This window comes from Merdimmobilis hominis (genome assembly GCF_900104615.1).
Lineage (GTDB): Bacteria > Bacillota > Clostridia > Oscillospirales > Ruminococcaceae > Merdimmobilis > Merdimmobilis hominis.
Map to the genome: position 1 here is coordinate 57,571 of NZ_LT629939.1, position 18,820 is coordinate 76,390.

17 protein-coding genes and 7 tRNA genes are annotated in these 18,820 nt (G+C 55.5%); 23 read left to right on the forward strand and 1 reads right to left on the reverse strand.

Annotated features, from left to right (window positions below):
• Nucleotide 1 precedes the first annotated feature (1 nt).
• From miaA to BQ5353_RS00335, 11 genes are all read left to right on the forward strand, one after another.
• The gene (gene miaA, locus BQ5353_RS00285) at nt 2-964 is read left to right on the forward strand and encodes a tRNA (adenosine(37)-N6)-dimethylallyltransferase MiaA (protein WP_054332510.1); all 963 of its coding nucleotides are present in this window, start codon (nt 2-4) and stop codon (nt 962-964) included.
• A gap of 106 nt (nt 965-1,070) precedes the next feature.
• The gene (gene hfq / locus BQ5353_RS00290; protein ID WP_054332509.1) at nt 1,071-1,313 is read left to right on the forward strand and encodes an RNA chaperone Hfq; all 243 of its coding nucleotides are present in this window, start codon (nt 1,071-1,073) and stop codon (nt 1,311-1,313) included.
• A 27-nt stretch (nt 1,314-1,340) separates the two neighbouring features.
• Nucleotides 1,341-2,558 (forward strand): biotin/lipoyl attachment domain-containing protein, encoded by a 1,218-nt coding sequence (locus BQ5353_RS00295; protein ID WP_071427068.1) that lies wholly within the window; start codon nt 1,341-1,343, stop codon nt 2,556-2,558.
• 387 nt (nt 2,559-2,945) lie between these two features.
• Complete coding sequence (locus tag BQ5353_RS00300; protein WP_054332506.1) at nt 2,946-3,383, forward strand: cell division protein SepF; 438 nt, start codon at nt 2,946-2,948, stop codon at nt 3,381-3,383.
• 3 nt (nt 3,384-3,386) lie between these two features.
• Nucleotides 3,387-4,145: a YlmH family RNA-binding protein gene (locus BQ5353_RS00305; RefSeq protein ID WP_071427069.1), complete on the forward strand. Its 759-nt coding sequence runs from the start codon at nt 3,387-3,389 to the stop codon at nt 4,143-4,145.
• 12 nt (nt 4,146-4,157) lie between these two features.
• Nucleotides 4,158-4,910, forward strand: coding sequence for a DivIVA domain-containing protein (locus tag BQ5353_RS00310; RefSeq protein WP_071427070.1), 753 nt, complete (start codon nt 4,158-4,160; stop codon nt 4,908-4,910).
• Nucleotides 4,911-4,931: 21 nt separating this feature from the next.
• Nucleotides 4,932-7,718, forward strand: a complete 2,787-nt coding sequence (gene ileS, locus BQ5353_RS00315) for an isoleucine--tRNA ligase (RefSeq protein ID WP_054332502.1) — start codon at nt 4,932-4,934, stop codon at nt 7,716-7,718.
• Nucleotides 7,719-7,827: 109 nt separating this feature from the next.
• On the forward strand, nt 7,828-8,298 hold the full coding sequence (lspA, locus tag BQ5353_RS00320) for a signal peptidase II (protein WP_054332501.1): 471 nt from the start codon (nt 7,828-7,830) through the stop codon (nt 8,296-8,298).
• On the forward strand, nt 8,299-9,216 hold the full coding sequence (locus tag BQ5353_RS00325; RefSeq protein ID WP_071427071.1) for an RluA family pseudouridine synthase: 918 nt from the start codon (nt 8,299-8,301) through the stop codon (nt 9,214-9,216).
• Nucleotides 9,217-9,225: 9 nt separating this feature from the next.
• Nucleotides 9,226-10,041 carry a Cof-type HAD-IIB family hydrolase gene (locus BQ5353_RS00330; RefSeq protein ID WP_054332500.1) on the forward strand — a complete coding sequence of 272 codons (816 nt, stop codon included), beginning with the start codon at nt 9,226-9,228 and terminating at the stop codon, nt 10,039-10,041.
• Between the two features lie 24 nt (nt 10,042-10,065).
• Nucleotides 10,066-10,437 (forward strand): ComEA family DNA-binding protein, encoded by a 372-nt coding sequence (locus BQ5353_RS00335; RefSeq protein ID WP_082398726.1) that lies wholly within the window; start codon nt 10,066-10,068, stop codon nt 10,435-10,437.
• Between the two features lie 104 nt (nt 10,438-10,541).
• On the opposite strand, the gene BQ5353_RS00340 is transcribed toward BQ5353_RS00335, so the two are convergent.
• Nucleotides 10,542-10,976 (reverse strand): hypothetical protein, encoded by a 435-nt coding sequence (locus BQ5353_RS00340; RefSeq protein ID WP_071427072.1) that lies wholly within the window; start codon nt 10,974-10,976, stop codon nt 10,542-10,544.
• A 271-nt stretch (nt 10,977-11,247) separates the two neighbouring features.
• Here BQ5353_RS00340 and BQ5353_RS00345 point away from each other — a divergent pair.
• The 12 genes from BQ5353_RS00345 (at nt 11,248) to BQ5353_RS00400 (ending at nt 18,761) form a co-directional block, all read left to right on the forward strand.
• Nucleotides 11,248-11,323: transfer RNA gene (locus tag BQ5353_RS00345), tRNA-Val, on the forward strand.
• Between the two features lie 5 nt (nt 11,324-11,328).
• Nucleotides 11,329-11,405: transfer RNA gene (locus tag BQ5353_RS00350), tRNA-Asp, on the forward strand.
• 4 nt (nt 11,406-11,409) lie between these two features.
• Nucleotides 11,410-11,485, forward strand: a tRNA-Phe gene (locus BQ5353_RS00355).
• A 3-nt stretch (nt 11,486-11,488) separates the two neighbouring features.
• Nucleotides 11,489-11,564, forward strand: a tRNA-Gly gene (locus tag BQ5353_RS00360).
• Between the two features lie 205 nt (nt 11,565-11,769).
• A tRNA-Cys gene (locus BQ5353_RS00365) sits at nt 11,770-11,844 on the forward strand.
• 72 nt (nt 11,845-11,916) lie between these two features.
• Nucleotides 11,917-13,038: a DEAD/DEAH box helicase gene (locus BQ5353_RS00370; protein ID WP_143117108.1), complete on the forward strand. Its 1,122-nt coding sequence runs from the start codon at nt 11,917-11,919 to the stop codon at nt 13,036-13,038.
• Between the two features lie 143 nt (nt 13,039-13,181).
• Nucleotides 13,182-14,360: a M20 metallopeptidase family protein gene (locus BQ5353_RS00375; RefSeq protein WP_071427074.1), complete on the forward strand. Its 1,179-nt coding sequence runs from the start codon at nt 13,182-13,184 to the stop codon at nt 14,358-14,360.
• Between the two features lie 211 nt (nt 14,361-14,571).
• Nucleotides 14,572-14,647 (forward strand) — tRNA-Gly (locus tag BQ5353_RS00380).
• Nucleotides 14,648-14,852: 205 nt separating this feature from the next.
• A tRNA-Cys gene (locus BQ5353_RS00385) sits at nt 14,853-14,927 on the forward strand.
• Nucleotides 14,928-14,999: 72 nt separating this feature from the next.
• Nucleotides 15,000-16,121, forward strand: a complete 1,122-nt coding sequence (locus tag BQ5353_RS00390; RefSeq protein ID WP_143117108.1) for a DEAD/DEAH box helicase — start codon at nt 15,000-15,002, stop codon at nt 16,119-16,121.
• Nucleotides 16,122-16,264: 143 nt separating this feature from the next.
• On the forward strand, nt 16,265-17,443 hold the full coding sequence (locus BQ5353_RS00395) for a M20 metallopeptidase family protein (protein ID WP_071427074.1): 1,179 nt from the start codon (nt 16,265-16,267) through the stop codon (nt 17,441-17,443).
• A 202-nt stretch (nt 17,444-17,645) separates the two neighbouring features.
• Nucleotides 17,646-18,761, forward strand: coding sequence for a M20/M25/M40 family metallo-hydrolase (locus tag BQ5353_RS00400; RefSeq protein ID WP_071427075.1), 1,116 nt, complete (start codon nt 17,646-17,648; stop codon nt 18,759-18,761).
• The last annotated feature ends 59 nt before the right edge of the window (nt 18,762-18,820 follow it).

Genomic DNA, 18,820 nt, shown 5'->3' on the forward strand with positions numbered 1-18,820 from the left:
TATGGATATGCAAGAAAAAATTCCCCTGTTGGCCATCGCCGGACCCACCGCTTCCGGCAAAACCAAACTGGCGGTGGAGTTGGCCAAAGCCTTTGACGGCGAGGTCATCTCCGCTGATTCCATGCAGGTGTACCGGGGCATGGCCATCGGCACTGCCCAGCCCACCTTGGAAGAAATGGAGGGCATCCCCCACCACCTCATCGGCTTTTTGGACCCAGATGAGGCGTTCAGCGTGGCCCAGTATGTGGAACTGGCCCGGGCGAAAATCCGGGAGGTGCACAACCGGGGCAAGCTGCCCATCCTGGCGGGGGGGACGGGGCTGTACCTTTCCTCGGTCGTCGACAACATCGACTTTCATGAGATCAAAAGCGACCCGGACCTGCGCCGGGAATTGGAAGCCCGAGCCCGGGAAGAGGGTGGGGAAGCCCTGCTGCGGGAACTGGCATCCTTTGACCCGGAGCTGGCGGCGGCCCTCCACCCCAACAACCTGGGGCGGATTCTGCGGGCCATCGAGGTGTACCGCCTCACCGGAAAGCCCATGAGCCTGCACCAGGAGGAATCGCGGCAGAAGCCGGGCAACTACGCCCTTTGCTACCTGGGCCTTTGCTATGACAACCGGCAGAAGCTCTACGATCGAATCAACCTGCGGGTGGATTTGATGGTGGAGGCTGGCCTTCTTCAGGAGGCGGAGGATTTGTTCCGCTCCCGGTTTGCCGGAACTGCCCGCCAGGCCATCGGCTACAAGGAGCTGGAGGGCTACTTCTCTGGGGGAACACCTCTGGAGGATTGCCTGGAGGCGATCAAGCTGGGTTCCCGACGGTATGCCAAGCGGCAGCTAACCTGGTTCCGGCGGGATGGACGAATCCACTGGATCGCCGTCGACCGCTTCCCCTCTTGGAGGGAAGTTTTGGAAGAAGCGCAAAACACTCTGGTAAAAAGTGGAATATTATGCTATACTAAATAAAATTGCCGGTTTGCCGGCAGTTGCCGCACCAAAGTTCTGACAAGCACAGGCCCTTTTTGCCCAAATTTCGGCGGCTGGGCCCGATTTTCCATAAGGAGGTTGCGCGATGAAAAGCATGAATTTGCAGGATGTATTCCTCAACCAAGCCAGGAAGGAGAAAACCCCAGTTACCATCTATTTGACCAACGGGTTCCAGTTTAAAGGGACAGTGCGCGGGTTTGATTCCTTCACCGTGATATTGGATGCCGACGGCAAACAAAACCTTGTGTACAAACACGCGATTTCCACCATTGTGCCCGCCAAGGCCATCAGCATTTTGGATGCCTACGATGGGCAGGACGGGGAATAACCGCCCGCCGATGACAAGGGGAGACCAATGAACAGTTTCGCACAACGTTTGGCCGCCTTTTTCCTGGCGGTGCTGCTCCTCACCTATGTGGGATACCAAGGGTACCGTTACTTTTCTACCCAGTACGAGACAGAGACCGCCTACAGCTACACAGTGGCCGATACCCTGACGGCGCGGGGCATCATGATCCGGGATGAAGAGGTCATCGACGAAAAACCGGCCGGCATTGTCAGCTATATCTATGAGGACGGCACCAAGGTTTCGGCCGGGATGCCTATTGCGGAGATTTACACCAACAGCGCCGACGTAAAAAAACAGAAAAAAATCCGAGAGCTGGAGGAGGAGATCGCCCTCCTACAAGAGGCCGGCACCCTAAGTGAGAGCAGCATCTCCGGGGCGGAGGCCATCAACCGCAGCATCCACAACAGCGTCACAAACCTGCTCACCGCCTCCGATTCCGGGGTGGTGACCGATTTGGATGGCAGCGTCAACGAATTGACCGTCCTTCTCAACAAGAAGCAGGTGGTCACCGGCAAGGTGGACAACTTCTCCGAGCGGATCGCCTACCTGGAGAAAGAGCGGGATTATCAAAAGAGCACCATCTCCTCCGGGTTCACCCAGTTCAACAGCCCTCAGACCGGTTACTTTGTCCACACGTTGGATGGGGCGGAGGGCCTGCTCAGCTCCGAAAATATGGAGAGCATCCCAGTAGAGGAATACCAGAAACTGGTGGAGCGGGAATTTACCCCCGATGACAGCAAGATCGGCAAGGTGATCCGCAGCCACAATTGGTATCTGGCCGTTCCCATTGAGGCGAAGGATTTGGGCAGGTGCCGGATTGGGGCCAAGGTGGATATGGATTTCCACCTGACCCAATTAAGCGGCATCCCTGGGGTAGTCAAGGCCATTCTAGGCGGGGAAGATGGACAGGATGCCGTCCTGCTAATCCAATGCAGTTATGTCCTCCCCGAGCTGACCAGCCTTCGTACCGTGGAAGTGGAGATCCACTTCCAATCCTACACCGGCCTTCGGATCAGCAGCGATGCCCGCCGTTTCCTCGACGGGAAAGAGGGCGTCTATGTGAAGCAGGGCCACGAGATTCGGTTTAAAACCATCACCCCCATCTATGAAGAAGAGGGATTCATCCTGTGCGGGGTGTCCGTCGACAGCGAAAACGGCCTGAAGCTTTTCGATGAAGTCATCGTGGAGGGGACCGAACTATACGACGGAAAAGGAATCAAATAAGGGCGCTCCCCGCGTCAGAACAGCGCCGCGGGGAGAGGCCATTCCTCTGGGGGCGCCCCTCCCGCAAAGGGACAAAAAGATCCCCGGCGCCGCGGTGCTGGATACCGCCTATATCCCTCCGCAATTGGCCAGGGATAACGGTAGATGGGCGGATAGAAGGATGGAAATTCTACCCAAATCCGATAAAAATACGGAAATTCGCAGTTATTTTTGCAAGATGGCACAACTGTTTATTGACATAAAGACAAAAAAATTAGATAATATCTGTATGGATTTTTTGTCCAAGGGAGTGTGGGTATAAAGATGGGGCCGCTGCTGTCGGCCTGGAATCCTGGCCGGCATTCTGCGGACGTTGGACAAAGATTGATGTAAGGGGAAGAAAGTAAAATGAGTATTGTGGATAAATTCAAAAACTTTGTGGGAATCCCTGAGGATGACTACTATGAGGATGATGAAGAGATGGATTTTGTGACTCCGAACAAAGCCCCCGAGTACACCGCCCCTGCAGAGACCACCAAGCGCAACAAGGTTGTCAATATTGCGGCTACAACCCAGCTTTCGGTGGTGCTGGTCAAGCCGGAGCGTTTTGAAGACGCCAGCGGCATCGCCGACCATCTGAACGCCAAGCGCACCGTCGTGCTCAACCTGGAGTCCACCAACAAAGAGGTCTCCCGGCGGCTCATCGACTTTTTAAGCGGCGTCGCCTACGCCAACGAAGGCCAGATCAAACGGGTCGCTAACAGCACCTACATCATCACCCCTTACAATGTGGATTTTGTGGGCGATTTGTTGGATGAGCTGGAGAGCAGCGGCGTGTTTTTCTAAGCCATGCCGAAAGACTACCTAACCCCGGAAGAACGGCTGTTTGCCGACCGGGTGGAAGACCTGTTTTCCATTGTAGAATCCCGCAGCATCCCCAAGTTTTCCTCCTTTTTGGATGAGCGGCAGCAAGCCATCGCCAAACAGGTGGCGCCCCGGGGGAACTATCTCCTGTACGCCGGGCATCCGGGGGAAGGGGACCGGTTGATGCTGGGGGTTTTCCCTGATTATTGCGAACCAGATGGCGGCTTGTTTCCCATCGTGCCCATCACTGTCCGCTACCGCAGGCAGGATGCCCTCTCCCACCGGGATTTTCTGGGTGCGCTGATGGGGCTGATGATCAAACGGGAAGCCATTGGGGATATTTTGGTCGGCGAAGGGCTCAGTGTGTTGTTTGTCACCGAACCCGTCGCCGGCGTTGTGCTGGGCGAACTCCTCAAGGTGGGGTCCTGCGGCGTCAGCTGTGAACAGGGACTGCCAGACGAGTTGCCCAGCGCTCATCAATACCGGTCCATCGGGGGCACAGTCAGTTCCCTGCGCCTCGACTGTGTGGTGGCCCTGCTCACCAATCTGAGCCGGGAAAAAGCCAGCCAGTTGATCCGTTCCGGCCTGGTTTCCAAGAATGCCCAGCCCATGGACTCCATCTCCAAGGAGGTGGCGGAGGGGGATAAGCTCTCCATCCGGGGATACGGCAAATTTTTGGTTGGTTCCGCTGGGACGGTCACCAAAAAAGGAAGAATCCACCTGGAATGCAAAAAGTATATTTGAGGAGGTTAGAAAATGCTCACTCCCAACGATATCGCAAACAAAAAATTTGACAAAGCGATGGGCGGTTACCGGATCGACGATGTGGAAGCGTTTCTGTCCCAAGTCTCCGATACGGTGATCGCACTGTATGAAGATAAAAAGAACTTGGAAGAGAAGATTGAAATTCTCGCTGAGAAGCTGGAGGAGTACCGGGCGGATGAAGACAGTCTGCGCAACGCCCTTCTAGGTGCTCAGAAGTTGGGGGACAGCGTCATCCGGGAATCCAAAGCCAAAGCGGAGGTCATCCTGCGGGATGCCAGCGCCAAAGCGGAGCGGATGGTGGACAACGCCCAGCTCCAAATCGAGCGGGAGAAGATGACCCTGGTGCGGATGCAGTCGGAGGTCAGCAACTTTAAAGCCCGGCTGTTGGCCACTTACAAAAAACACATTGAATTGATCGGTTCCCTGCCCGGCAATGTGGATGCTGAACTTTCGATGAAAGAGGCGGCTCCAGAGCCTGCTCCTGCTGTGGCGGAGAAGGCCCCGGTCACCGTGCCCAGCGATGAGAATGCTGTGGCGTTGGATGAGCTGTTCCAGCCCTCCAAGGAAGAGGCCCCTGTGCTGACCTTCCAGAAGGAGTCCGCCGAAGAGAAAAAGGAAGAGATCCCGGTGATGAAGCCGCAGACAACGGTGAAGACAGAATCCAAATTCGGGCCGCTGAAATTCGGCGCAGGCTATGACCTGCAGCGGGACAGCGACACCGGTTTTTCCAAAAAAAAGAGATAAAATAAGGGAGAGGAAAGCAAAATGTCTCAGGATTACAACAAGACGATGAATCTGCCGCAGACGGAATTTTCTATGCGTGCGGCTCTTCCCAAAAAAGAGCCTAAAATGGTAGAGGAGTGGCAGACCAGCGATCAGTACCATAAATTGATGGAGAAGAATGCGGGCAAGCCCCTGTATGTGCTCCACGACGGCCCTCCATACGCCAACGGCGACATCCACATGGGCACTGCTCTCAACAAGGTGCTAAAGGATATCATCGTCCGCTCCAAAAATATGACCGGTTTCCGGTCCCCCTATGTCCCAGGCTGGGATACCCACGGCCTCCCCATCGAGCTGAAAGCCCTGAAAAAAGTGGGCCTGGGCGCCGACATCAGCCCGGTGGAACTGCGCCGCCACTGCAAAGAATTTGCTCTGAGTTATGTGGACAGCCAGCGGGAACAGTTTAAACGCCTGGGAAGCCTGGGCGACTTCAGCGACCCCTACCTGACCTTAAAACCGGAGTTTGAGGCTCGCCAGATTGAGATTTTCGGGGAAATGGCCAAAAAGGGCTACATCTACAAGGGGCTCAAACCGGTGTACTGGTGCCCCCACGATGTCACCGCCCTGGCGGAGGCAGAGATTGAGTACGCCGACGACCCCTGCTACTCCATCTATGTGAAATTCCTCGTCAAGGACGACAAAGGTGTGCTTACGGGCTTGGGCGCCGACCTCTCCAAAACCTATGTGATCATCTGGACCACCACCACCTGGACTCTGCCCGCCAACGTGGCCATCTGCGCTGGCCCGGACTTTGACTACAGCCTGGTCAAAGCAGGGGAAGAGTACTATGTGGTGGCCACTGAGCTGGTGGAAAGCACCATGAAGGCCGGCCATATTGAGTCCTATGAGATCCTTGGCAGCTGCAAAGGCAAGGATTTGGAATACGGCACTTGCTATCATCCCTTCCTGGACCGGGAATCCATGCTGATCGTGGGCGACCATGTCACCCTGGAGACCGGCACCGGCTTTGTCCACACTGCCCCCGGCCACGGCGCCGAGGACTTTGACGTCTGCGTCAACCACTATCCGGAGATCCCTGTCATCGTCCCGGTGGACGACCATGGCCGTATGACCGAAGAGGCGGGATTCTCCGCTGGTCTGACCACCGACGAGGCCAATAAGGTCATCGCCAAACACTTGGAGGAGAGCGGCCACCTGTTCGCCACCATGAAATTCACCCACCAATACCCCCACTGCTGGCGCTGCAAACAGCCCATCCTGTTCCGCGCCACCGAGCAGTGGTTCTGCTCCATCGACGGCTTCAAGAAAGAGGCCATCGACGCGGTGAAGCAGGTGGAGTGGATTCCCGGCTGGGGCGAGGACCGGATGATCTCAATGATCCAGGACCGCAACGACTGGTGCATCTCCCGCCAGCGGAACTGGGGCGTACCCATTCCTATCTTTTACTGCAAACAATGCGGCGCTTACCACATCGACGACTCCACCATCAAAGCAGTGGCCGACCTGTTCCGCAAGGAGGGTTCGGATGGCTGGTATCTCCACGAGGCTTCGGAGATCCTGCCTGCCGGCACCAAGTGCCCCAAGTGCGGTTGCACCGAATTTACCAAAGAGACCGACATCATGGATGTCTGGTTTGATTCCGGCGTCACCCACGCGGCGGTGCTGGATCAGCGCCCCGATCTAAAATGGCCTGCCGACCTCTACCTGGAGGGCGCGGATCAGTACCGCGGTTGGTTCCAATCCTCCCTTTTGACCTCGGTGGCCTGGAGGGGTATCGCCCCCTACAAAGCGGTCTGCACCCACGGCTGGGTGGTGGACGGCGAGGGCCGGAAGCAGTCCAAATCCCTGGGCAACGTCAACGCCCCTTCGGAGGTTATCGACGAGTACGGCGCGGACATCCTGCGGCTGTGGGTCGCCTCTTCCGATTACCATTCGGACGTGCGGGTCTCCACCGACATCATCAAACAGCTGGCGGAGGTTTACCGCAAGATCCGCAACACCGCCCGGTACATCCTGGGCAACCTGTACGACTTCAATCCGGACACCGACTCGGTTTCTGACGATCAGCTCACCGAGCTGGACCGCTGGGCATTGGACCGTCTAAACTCCCTGACTGAGAAGGTGCGGGCGGCTTATGATCGGTTTGAGTTCCACATTGTTTATCATGCGGTACACAACTTCTGCACGGTGGATATGTCCAACTTCTATCTGGATGTGCTCAAAGACCGCCTTTATTCCGAGGCCGCCGATTCGGTGGAGCGTCGGGCTGCACAGACCGCCATCTACCGCATCCTGCGGGATTTGACCTTGCTGTTCGCGCCGGTGATCCCCTTCACTTCGGAGGAGATCTGGTCTTATCTTCCCTTGGAGAAGGGCATGGACAAAACCGCGCCGGTCTTCAATGAGATGCCCACCGCCCACGCCGGTGAGAGTGAAGCGTTCATGGCCAAATGGAATCGCATCCATGCCCTGCGGGATGACGTCAACAAAGCTTTGGAGCTGGCCCGTACCGCCAAGGTCATCGGCAAGAGCCTGGAGGCCAAGGTCATCCTCTCCTGCGAAGGGGAGCTCTTGGATTTTGTTGGTAGTGTCAAGGAGACCCTGCCCATGGTGTTTATCGTCTCCCAGGTGGAGATCAAAGAGGGCGCCGAAGGCGATTTCGCCGGCGACGTGGCTGGCCTAAAGGTCACAGTCGCAAAAGCAGATGGCCAGAAGTGCGAGCGCTGCTGGATTTACAGCGACACCGTCGGCCAGTGCGCCGAGCATCCCACCCTCTGCGCCCGCTGCGCAAAGGTCCTGGGCAAGTAATACAAATCCGTTCCAGTTGCGGCGCATCAGCAGTGGTGTGCCGCAATTTTGGCTTATGGCCACCCCCACAAAAGTACAAACCGCCCCAGGGCGGGATTGGAGTGAACCCATGACGGCATACATCGCACTTTTTGTCTCCTTAATCCTGATTGTTGTGGATCAGGTGATTAAAATTTGGGCCTATCAAAGCCTCTCCCAGATCGGGTCGGTTTTGGTGATCCCCCATCTCCTGCGCCTGACCTATGTGGAAAACTTTGGTGCGGCTTTCGGCATCCTCCAGCAAAGGCGCTGGCTGCTTATCGGCATCACGGTAGCGGTACTTGCCTTCCTAGTCTGGACGCTTTTGGCAAAAAAGGTCACCGAAAAGCCCATGGTGTGGAGCTTTGCCCTCATTATCGCCGGAGGGGCGGGGAACCTCATCGACCGGATGCAGCGGGGCTTTGTCGTGGACTACCTAGACGTGAGCCCGCTGTTCAGCTTCCCGGTGTTTAACTTTGCCGACTGCTGCGTGGTCATCGGCACTGCCTTGATGATTTTTTATATCCTGGTGTTGGAACCCAAACAGCGGGAGGGGAAATAGATGGAAGTCCTGGAACTGACCGTCCCTCCCGAAGGGGCGGGGGAGCGCCTGGATAAATGGATCTCCACCCAGGTGGAGGGGGTGAGCCGTTCTGCCGCCCAGAAGTTCTGCGAGGAAGGGCTGGTGGAAGCCGCCGGGAAGGCCCTCTCCAAGAACTATAAACTCAGGGGCGGGGAGGCGCTCTGCCTGACCATTCCCGACCCGGTGGAACTGGATGTCACCCCCGAGGACATCCCCCTCGACATCGTCTATGAGGATCCAAGCCTCCTGGTGGTCAACAAACCCAAGGGGATGGTGGTCCACCCGGCCTATGGCAACCTGAACCACACCTTGGTCAACGCCCTCCTATACCATTGCAAGGGGCAGCTCTCTGGAATCAATGGAGTGATCCGTCCAGGGATTGTCCACCGCATCGACAAGGACACCAGCGGACTATTGGTAGTGGCCAAGGATGACCAGGCCCACAGTTCCCTGGCTGCCCAGATCAAGGAACACAGCTTTGACCGGTTCTATCATGCCGTGGTATACGGCAATTTGAAAGAGGACTCCGGCACTGTCCACCAGCCCATTGGCCGCCATCCCACCGACCGGAAAAAGATGGCAGTCACCGACAAAAACAGCCGGGATGCCGTCACCCATTTTGAGGTGGTGGAGCGGTACCAGGGGTTTACCCACGTCCGCCTCAAGCTTGAGACCGGCCGTACTCACCAAATTCGTGTCCACATGGCCTACATCGGCCATCCGGTGGCAGGGGACCCGGTCTACGGCCCCCGGAAGGTGATCTCTTCTTTGGAAGGCCAGTGTCTCCACGCCAAGACCATCTCCTTTCTCCACCCCAAAACAGGGGAGCTTTTGTCCTTTGACAGCCCGCTGCCGGGGTATTTCACCCGGTTTTTATCCACCTTAAAACGACGTTAGGAGTGCACCATGATCGAGAAACTATCCGACATCTATCTGTTCAGCGACATCGACGGCACATTGGGGGTCAGCGGCAAGGGCATCCCGGAGCGCAACCGGGAGGCAGTAGCCCGCTTCGTGGAAAAGGGCGGACATTTTGCCATCGCCACCGGCCGTACAGTGGACAATGCCCGCCGCTTCACCGGGGAGATCGGCATCAACTCCCCCTGTATCCTCAGCAACGGCTGTGCTGTGTACGATTACGGGCTGGAGGAGTACTACTTCACCAGTCATCTGCCGGAGGGGGCGCCCCGGTATTTGGCGGAGATTCTGCGGGATTACCCCCACATCGGGGCCGCCGCGGTCAACGCCACCGATTACTGCTACATTGGGGAGCGATCCCAGGTCAAAGAGGTTTTCAAACGCAGCCACACCGACTTTAAGCTGATTCAGCCGGAGGATTTCACCTCCGATTATTTCAAGGTTCTGTTCGCTGTGCCCGATGAGGAGTGTCAAACCATTCTCCAGGAGCTTTCCGGCCGAGGGTATGAAGGGGTGTATTTTGTCAGCTCCGACACCTTTTACATCGAGATGCTGCCGGTAGGCGCCTCCAAGGGAGATGCCATCCGAAAGCTGTGCAAGCTGAAAAACATCCCAATCGACCATACCATCGCCATTGGCGACTACTACAACGATGCAGAACTGCTGAAAGCGGCGGGATTTGCCGTCACGGTGGCGGAAGCTCCCCAGGAGATCAAAGCCCTGTGCGACCTGGTGGTGGGCCCCTGCATGGACGGAGCTGTCGCCGATTTGATCGAATATCTGGAGGAACGGTACGACCGCTAGACCAAAAGAAGTGAGGGGAACTGGATGAACCGGGACAAGCTGACGCGGCTGTTCGCTTTTCTGGCCATGACGCTGGCCGGGTTCTACCTTCTGTTGTCCCTATGGGCACAGCCGGATTTTCCTCTGCCCTCCTTCCAGGTGCCAGTTGCAGTGGATGGGGAGCCGGTGACCCAGCCGGGTAAACCCATCGGGCCGGTCAACCCCAATACTGCGTCTCCGGAGGAGCTGGAAACTTTGCCGGGAATTGGCCCTGTTCTGGCCCGGCGGATTGTAGATGCCCGGCAATCCATTCCCTTTACCGCCCCGGAGGATCTGCTCCAGGTGGAAGGGATCGGGGAAAAGACCTTGGAAAAAATCCTGCCCTATCTGGTTTTTTCCGAGGGGGAAGGGGCGTAGTTTGACGCAAGGGGAGACATCCCCTATAGATTTGGTACGCATGGACTCCTTATGGCATCAAAGGGAGCGGAGGACAGGGGTGTCTTCCGCTCCCTTTTTGTTTGTTATCGCAGGTAGCCTTTCAATCGGTCGATGCTCTGTTGTTCAAATTCCAATAGGTCTTTGCCCAGCCGCTGCACCTCTGGGTCGGATTCCCCACATTGTTTCAGCCGTTTTTCCAGGTCGATGATGCCCATGGTGCTGCCGTTGATCATCATTTCGGCCAGGTGGGAAGGGGAGGAATCCAGCATGGTGTTGGCGGCGATCCCCACCTGCATGGACAGCCTAGACAATGGGTTTGGCTCCTTGGGGGATAGTTCCATTTCCTGAAGGCGCTGGGAGGCGTCTTTGGCAAAGTTTTGGTACTGATCGCGGCAGGAGCGCAGCTCGCCTCCAAATTTCCCCTGGCTCGCCTTGGGGAGCAGGGCATCGGTAGAGTGGTATCCCGTTTTGGCATTTTTGTAAATTGCACTTAGTAATTCAGCGTCTTTATTCATCATTTATCCCCTCATTTCCATTTGTTTTTATGGTTAGCATACCGGGAATTGGGGCAGAATATCCGAGAAAAGGTCTGGTTCGGGAGGCAATTTGCACCAAAAGGGGATATAGTTTACCAATTCTATCCAAAAATTTTTTCACATCTGGAAGAAAACCGATAGAATGATAAAAAAGGATTTTTTTGTAGAAATACGGTTGACTTCGGCCTGTGCTTATAGTATAATAAACCATGTCGTCAGGAGAGGGAATCGAAGCTCCGGCGGCAAGGTGTTGGGGAGCATAGCTCAGCTGGGAGAGCATCTGCCTTACAAGCAGAGGGTCACAGGTTCGAGCCCTGTTGTTCCCACCAAAAATGGCCCGGTAGTTCAGTTGGTTAGAACGCTAGCCTGTCACGCTAGAGGTCGTGGGTTCGAACCCCATCCGGGTCGCCAAAATGCCTTTGTAGCTCAGTCGGTAGAGCAGAGGACTGAAAATCCTCGTGTCGTTGGTTCGATTCCGACCGAAGGCACCAAGCGCGGGTTTAGCTCATCTGGTAGAGCGCCACCTTGCCAAGGTGGAGGTAGCGAGTTCGAGCCTCGTAACCCGCTCCAACAAAAGGCTGGAAAAAAACCAGCCTTTTTTTCTTATCTTTTGGTTGTTTCCTCCGTTGTTTTAAAACGGTTGGAAAGCAAAAAGCTCTTTGGGGCAGCGGAGCGAGTTTGAGCCTTGTAACCCACTCCAAAGAGAAAAGTAGCGGTTTATAGGAATATAAAATTCCCTTCTTTCATATAGTGTTGATGTGATCCGCCACAGTACGGCGCCATAGCCAAGCGGTAAGGCAGAGGTCTGCAAAACCTTTATTCACCAGTTCGATTCTGGTTGGCGCCTCCACCATGTAAGGCCAGTGATCCGCTTGCCAGCGGGTCACTGGCCTTTTTGTATGTTAAAAACAAGGAGTATCGTATGACAAAATACAGTGAACTCGCCTTGTCGGCGGAAATACAGCAGGCTGTGGAAAAAATGGGTTTCACCCAACTGACCGAAGTGCAGGAAAAGGCGATCCCCGTTCTGTTAGAGGGCAAAGAAGTCATTGCCAAAGCCCCCACCGGCACCGGCAAAACTTGTGCCTTTGGCATCCCCATTATCGAAATGCTGAACCCGGAATCCAAACAGGAACCCCAGGCGTTGATCCTTTGCCCCACCCGGGAGCTCTGCCTCCAGATCCGGGATGTGATGCGGGATCTCACCGCCTTTCTTCCCCATATTCGCACTGTGGCGGTCTATGGAGGACAGCCTATCGCCGGCCAGATTGAGGCGCTGAAAAAATCGCCTCAGATTGTGGTTGCAACCCCCGGCCGCCTGCTGGATCATCTGAAGCGGAAAACCATCCAGCTTACCGGGGTCACTACTGCCATCCTGGATGAGGCGGATGAAATGCTGGACATGGGCTTCTTCAAGGAAGTCCGGCGTATTTTAGATGCCCTCCCCAAGGGGAAGCGACTTTCCATGTTTTCTGCCACCATCTCCCGGGAGGTGATGGACATCGGCTGGCTGTACCAGCGGGATCCAGTGGAGATCACTGTCCAGCCTGTGGAGGACAGCCGCCCTCAGATCACCCAATACAGCCTGCAGACCAACACCGGCCGCCAAAAGATTGAAGATTTGTGCCAGATCATCGCCCGCAATGGTTACCACAAGGTGTTGGTGTTCTGCAACACCAAATACGCTACTTCCAGCCTCTGTGACCAGCTGAACATCCGCAGGGTGCCGGCCATCTGCTTGAGCGGAGAACTCCAGCAGAGCGCCCGCAATAAGATCATGGCTCAATTCCGGGAACAAAAGGACTGTGTTCTCATCGCAACCGATGTGGCTGCCCGCGGCATCGACGTAGAAGATGTGGACGCTGTGGTCAACTATGACGTTCCCCAGAGCAACGAATACTACCTGCACCGCATCGGCCGCACTGGCCGTGCAAAAAAATCCGGCACCGCCTACATCTTCTATATGGAGGATGAAAAAAAGCGGCTGGATAATATCATCCACTTTACCCGGTCGGACATTCAGCCCATGACCCGGGAGTGGTAATGGCAACCGGCCTTTCGTGTAAGGCCGGTTTTTAATTTCACACTTTACTTGACAAAAGTGCCTGCAAGAGGTATGATAGGGAACAGAAAACGACCGTATCCATCTGGGAATCGCCATACAACGATACATGAGGAGGAACTGCAATGAACTATTTTCTCAATCGGGCTAAGGAACTGGAACAGGAATTGATTGCCATGCGCCGTGAGATCCACAGCTATGCGGAATTGGGTTTTGACCTGCCTAAAACAAATGCCTTCGTCACGGAAAAACTGCGCTCCTACGGCTACGAGCCCAAAACTGTGGGCAAAGCCGGTGTCACCTGCACTGTGGGCAAGGGGGGGAAAGTTCTCCTGCTGCGGGCAGATATGGACGCCCTGCCCATGCCCGAGGAATCTGGGATGCCTTATGCCGCCCAGAACGGCCACTGTCACTCCTGCGGCCACGACTGCCATACCGCTATGCTTTTGATCGCCGCCAAAATGCTTAAAGAGAAGGAAGAGGAACTAAAAGGTACGGTGAAATTTATGTTCCAGCCGGCGGAGGAGCTGCTGGCTGGGGCTGCTGCCATGGTGGAAGACGGTATCATGGAGAACCCCAAGGTGGATGTGGCCTTGGGACTGCACATTTCGGTTGGAATGGATGACACCCGCAGCGGCATCATCCGCTACATCTCCGGGGTGGCCAACAACTCCGGCGATGCCATCCGCATCTCCATTCAGGGTCATGGGGTTCATGGCTCTAAGGCCTATTTGGGCGTGGATGCCATCAACATCGCCGCCCACACCATCATCGCCCTCCAGGAGATCCTGGCGCTGGAAATTCCCAGCACCCAGCCGGCTGTGGTGCTGGTGGGCAAAATGGAGGGCGGTTCCAGCTGCAACAGTGTGGCAGATACCGCTTCCCTGGAGATCTCGGTCCGTACCAATTCGGTGGAGACCCGCAATTTCCTGAAGAAACGAATCAAAGAGATCGCCGAATCGGTGGCTGCCACCTACCGCGGAACCGCCACTGTAGAGCATATGTACGGTATGCCGCCCCTGGTGAACAACTCGGATTTTGCCCGGGAGATGGGCCGTTACGCAGCAGAGATGCTCCCCCAAGGCGACGTGGAGGAGATCGGGCCCAGCGGCGGCGGGGAGGACTTCGCTGTGGTGGCCGAGAGGGTTCCCGGGGCCATGATTTACCTGGGTGTCGGCAGCACGGAAGAGGGCTATTGCCATCCCTGCCACGATCCCAAGATGAAAGTCAATGAGGAGGCCCTTTATGTGGGAAGCGCCACCTATGCCCAGTGCGCTGTCCGGTATCTGGAAGAAAACTGCTAGGCTTTCCATTGGCTGCCAAATTTTCCACATCCTTTGTCTTATACCGAGTACAGGAATTCTATCACCGAAGAATAGCAGCATACCCTCTGGCAAATCTTCCATTGAAAAAAGCGGAGGAAACTGGTATAATACTAACGTGTCAGCTGAGGGAAACCCAATGGATGGCTGAACCGTGAAAATCCATTACTGGAGGAGCAACACCATGGAATNCGCGGGTTTAGCTCATCTGGTAGAGCGCCACCTTGCCAAGGTGGAGGTAGCGAGTTCGAGCCTCGTAACCCGCTCCAACAAAAGGCTGGAAAAAAACCAGCCTTTTTTTCTTATCTTTTGGTTGTTTCCTCCGTTGTTTTAAAACGGTTGGAAAGCAAAAAGCTCTTTGGGGCAGCGGAGCGAGTTTGAGCCTTGTAACCCACTCCAAAGAGAAAAGTAGCGGTTTATAGGAATATAAAATTCCCTTCTTTCATATAGTGTTGATGTGATCCGCCACAGTACGGCGCCATAGCCAAGCGGTAAGGCAGAGGTCTGCAAAACCTTTATTCACCAGTTCGATTCTGGTTGGCGCCTCCACCATGTAAGGCCAGTGATCCGCTTGCCAGCGGGTCACTGGCCTTTTTGTATGTTAAAAACAAGGAGTATCGTATGACAAAATACAGTGAACTCGCCTTGTCGGCGGAAATACAGCAGGCTGTGGAAAAAATGGGTTTCACCCAACTGACCGAAGTGCAGGAAAAGGCGATCCCCGTTCTGTTAGAGGGCAAAGAAGTCATTGCCAAAGCCCCCACCGGCACCGGCAAAACTTGTGCCTTTGGCATCCCCATTATCGAAATGCTGAACCCGGAATCCAAACAGGAACCCCAGGCGTTGATCCTTTGCCCCACCCGGGAGCTCTGCCTCCAGATCCGGGATGTGATGCGGGATCTCACCGCCTTTCTTCCCCATATTCGCACTGTGGCGGTCTATGGAGGACAGCCTATCGCCGGCCAGATTGAGGCGCTGAAAAAATCGCCTCAGATTGTGGTTGCAACCCCCGGCCGCCTGCTGGATCATCTGAAGCGGAAAACCATCCAGCTTACCGGGGTCACTACTGCCATCCTGGATGAGGCGGATGAAATGCTGGACATGGGCTTCTTCAAGGAAGTCCGGCGTATTTTAGATGCCCTCCCCAAGGGGAAGCGACTTTCCATGTTTTCTGCCACCATCTCCCGGGAGGTGATGGACATCGGCTGGCTGTACCAGCGGGATCCAGTGGAGATCACTGTCCAGCCTGTGGAGGACAGCCGCCCTCAGATCACCCAATACAGCCTGCAGACCAACACCGGCCGCCAAAAGATTGAAGATTTGTGCCAGATCATCGCCCGCAATGGTTACCACAAGGTGTTGGTGTTCTGCAACACCAAATACGCTACTTCCAGCCTCTGTGACCAGCTGAACATCCGCAGGGTGCCGGCCATCTGCTTGAGCGGAGAACTCCAGCAGAGCGCCCGCAATAAGATCATGGCTCAATTCCGGGAACAAAAGGACTGTGTTCTCATCGCAACCGATGTGGCTGCCCGCGGCATCGACGTAGAAGATGTGGACGCTGTGGTCAACTATGACGTTCCCCAGAGCAACGAATACTACCTGCACCGCATCGGCCGCACTGGCCGTGCAAAAAAATCCGGCACCGCCTACATCTTCTATATGGAGGATGAAAAAAAGCGGCTGGATAATATCATCCACTTTACCCGGTCGGACATTCAGCCCATGACCCGGGAGTGGTAATGGCAACCGGCCTTTCGTGTAAGGCCGGTTTTTAATTTCACACTTTACTTGACAAAAGTGCCTGCAAGAGGTATGATAGGGAACAGAAAACGACCGTATCCATCTGGGAATCGCCATACAACGATACATGAGGAGGAACTGCAATGAACTATTTTCTCAATCGGGCTAAGGAACTGGAACAGGAATTGATTGCCATGCGCCGTGAGATCCACAGCTATGCGGAATTGGGTTTTGACCTGCCTAAAACAAATGCCTTCGTCACGGAAAAACTGCGCTCCTACGGCTACGAGCCCAAAACTGTGGGCAAAGCCGGTGTCACCTGCACTGTGGGCAAGGGGGGGAAAGTTCTCCTGCTGCGGGCAGATATGGACGCCCTGCCCATGCCCGAGGAATCTGGGATGCCTTATGCCGCCCAGAACGGCCACTGTCACTCCTGCGGCCACGACTGCCATACCGCTATGCTTTTGATCGCCGCCAAAATGCTTAAAGAGAAGGAAGAGGAACTAAAAGGTACGGTGAAATTTATGTTCCAGCCGGCGGAGGAGCTGCTGGCTGGGGCTGCTGCCATGGTGGAAGACGGTATCATGGAGAACCCCAAGGTGGATGTGGCCTTGGGACTGCACATTTCGGTTGGAATGGATGACACCCGCAGCGGCATCATCCGCTACATCTCCGGGGTGGCCAACAACTCCGGCGATGCCATCCGCATCTCCATTCAGGGTCATGGGGTTCATGGCTCTAAGGCCTATTTGGGCGTGGATGCCATCAACATCGCCGCCCACACCATCATCGCCCTCCAGGAGATCCTGGCGCTGGAAATTCCCAGCACCCAGCCGGCTGTGGTGCTGGTGGGCAAAATGGAGGGCGGTTCCAGCTGCAACAGTGTGGCAGATACCGCTTCCCTGGAGATCTCGGTCCGTACCAATTCGGTGGAGACCCGCAATTTCCTGAAGAAACGAATCAAAGAGATCGCCGAATCGGTGGCTGCCACCTACCGCGGAACCGCCACTGTAGAGCATATGTACGGTATGCCGCCCCTGGTGAACAACTCGGATTTTGCCCGGGAGATGGGCCGTTACGCAGCAGAGATGCTCCCCCAAGGCGACGTGGAGGAGATCGGGCCCAGCGGCGGCGGGGAGGACTTCGCTGTGGTGGCCGAGAGGGTTCCCGGGGCCATGATTTACCTGGGTGTCGGCAGCACGGAAGAGGGCTATTGCCATCCCTGCCACGATCCCAAGATGAAAGTCAATGAGGAGGCCCTTTATGTGGGAAGCGCCACCTATGCCCAGTGCGCTGTCCGGTATCTGGAAGAAAACTGCTAGGCTTTCCATTGGCTGCCAAATTTTCCACATCCTTTGTCTTATACCGAGTACAGGAATTCTATCACCGAAGAATAGCAGCATACCCTCTGGCAAATCTTCCATTGAAAAAAGCGGAGGAAACTGGTATAATACTAACGTGTCAGCTGAGGGAAACCCAATGGATGGCTGAACCGTGAAAATCCATTACTGGAGGAGCAACACCATGGAATTAAATAAAAAAAGACTGCTTGATACCCTGTGCGAAATGATCCGCATTGACAGCGTCTCCCTGCACGAAAAGGAGATGGCCGACTGGATCGAAACATATTTTAAAAACCGTGGCTTTGACGTTTACCGGGATGAAGCCGGCAAAAACTTTGGAAGCAACGGCGGCAACCTTTTGATCCATGTGCCCGGCACCATGGAGGGCGAAGCCCTGTGCTTCAACGCTCACATCGACACCGTATCCCCCGGCAACGGCATTGAGCCGGTTGTAGACGGGGAATTCCTGGTCAGCAAAGGGGACACCATCCTGGCCGCTGATGACAAGTCCGGCATCGCCGCTATTCTGGAGGCTTATGAGTATATCCGGGAGAACAACATCCCCCACCGGGAGATGTACTTCCTCTTCACCATCTGCGAAGAGCAGAATATGATGGGTTCCAAGAACTTCGACGTCTCCAAGCTGCCCTGCAAGAACATGGTTTCCATCGACGGAGCGGGCAAGCCTGGCGTTATCGTCACTGCGGCCCCTGCCAAAGACGGCATTGTCGCCACCTTTAAGGGCAAAAAAGCCCACGCTGGCATCGAGCCGGAAAAAGGCATCAACGCCATCACCATGGCTTCCAAGGCCATCGCTAAGATGACTTTGGGCCGCATCGATGCGGAGACCACTGCCAACATCGGCCGCATCGAGGGCGGCGGGCAGACCAATGTGGTCACCGATGAGGTGTTCTTCACTGCGGAAGTGCGCTCCCACAGCATGGAGAAGCTGAAAAACCAGGTGGAGTCGATGAAAAAAGCCTGTGAAGAGGCTGCCGCCGAGATGGGCGGCCAGGTAGATTTTGCCGTCAGCCACGATTACCCCTGCTTTGTGCTGAGCCAGGAATCCTTTGCTTTTAAGGCTTGTATGGCCGCCTATGAAAAAGAGGGCATCCCCACCTCCACCCTTATCGGCGGGGGCGGCGGCGACTGCAACATCTTCGCCGGTTCCGGTATCACCTGCGCCTGCATCGCCAGCGGTATGTACGACGTCCATTCCTCCAATGAGCGTCTGAACTTGGAGGAGTTCTATACCACCACCCGGGTGGTCTACACCATGATGACTGAAAAATTCTAACAGTATCCATCCCTATTGGAGCAGCCGGGCCTTCGGGCTCGGCTGTTTTCCAAAGCGGA

Coding starts and splice junctions, on each gene's coding strand:
- miaA (WP_054332510.1), top strand. CDS start 2: ATGGATATGCAAGAAAAAATTCCCCTGTTGGCCATCGCCGGACCCACC.
- hfq (WP_054332509.1), top strand. CDS start 1,071: ATGAAAAGCATGAATTTGCAGGATGTATTCCTCAACCAAGCCAGGAAG.
- BQ5353_RS00295 (WP_071427068.1), top strand. CDS start 1,341: ATGAACAGTTTCGCACAACGTTTGGCCGCCTTTTTCCTGGCGGTGCTG.
- BQ5353_RS00300 (WP_054332506.1), top strand. CDS start 2,946: ATGAGTATTGTGGATAAATTCAAAAACTTTGTGGGAATCCCTGAGGAT.
- BQ5353_RS00305 (WP_071427069.1), top strand. CDS start 3,387: ATGCCGAAAGACTACCTAACCCCGGAAGAACGGCTGTTTGCCGACCGG.
- BQ5353_RS00310 (WP_071427070.1), top strand. CDS start 4,158: ATGCTCACTCCCAACGATATCGCAAACAAAAAATTTGACAAAGCGATG.
- ileS (WP_054332502.1), top strand. CDS start 4,932: ATGTCTCAGGATTACAACAAGACGATGAATCTGCCGCAGACGGAATTT.
- lspA (WP_054332501.1), top strand. CDS start 7,828: ATGACGGCATACATCGCACTTTTTGTCTCCTTAATCCTGATTGTTGTG.
- BQ5353_RS00325 (WP_071427071.1), top strand. CDS start 8,299: ATGGAAGTCCTGGAACTGACCGTCCCTCCCGAAGGGGCGGGGGAGCGC.
- BQ5353_RS00330 (WP_054332500.1), top strand. CDS start 9,226: ATGATCGAGAAACTATCCGACATCTATCTGTTCAGCGACATCGACGGC.
- BQ5353_RS00335 (WP_082398726.1), top strand. CDS start 10,066: ATGAACCGGGACAAGCTGACGCGGCTGTTCGCTTTTCTGGCCATGACG.
- BQ5353_RS00340 (WP_071427072.1), bottom strand. CDS start 10,976: ATGATGAATAAAGACGCTGAATTACTAAGTGCAATTTACAAAAATGCC.
- BQ5353_RS00370 (WP_143117108.1), top strand. CDS start 11,917: ATGACAAAATACAGTGAACTCGCCTTGTCGGCGGAAATACAGCAGGCT.
- BQ5353_RS00375 (WP_071427074.1), top strand. CDS start 13,182: ATGAACTATTTTCTCAATCGGGCTAAGGAACTGGAACAGGAATTGATT.
- BQ5353_RS00390 (WP_143117108.1), top strand. CDS start 15,000: ATGACAAAATACAGTGAACTCGCCTTGTCGGCGGAAATACAGCAGGCT.
- BQ5353_RS00395 (WP_071427074.1), top strand. CDS start 16,265: ATGAACTATTTTCTCAATCGGGCTAAGGAACTGGAACAGGAATTGATT.
- BQ5353_RS00400 (WP_071427075.1), top strand. CDS start 17,646: ATGGAATTAAATAAAAAAAGACTGCTTGATACCCTGTGCGAAATGATC.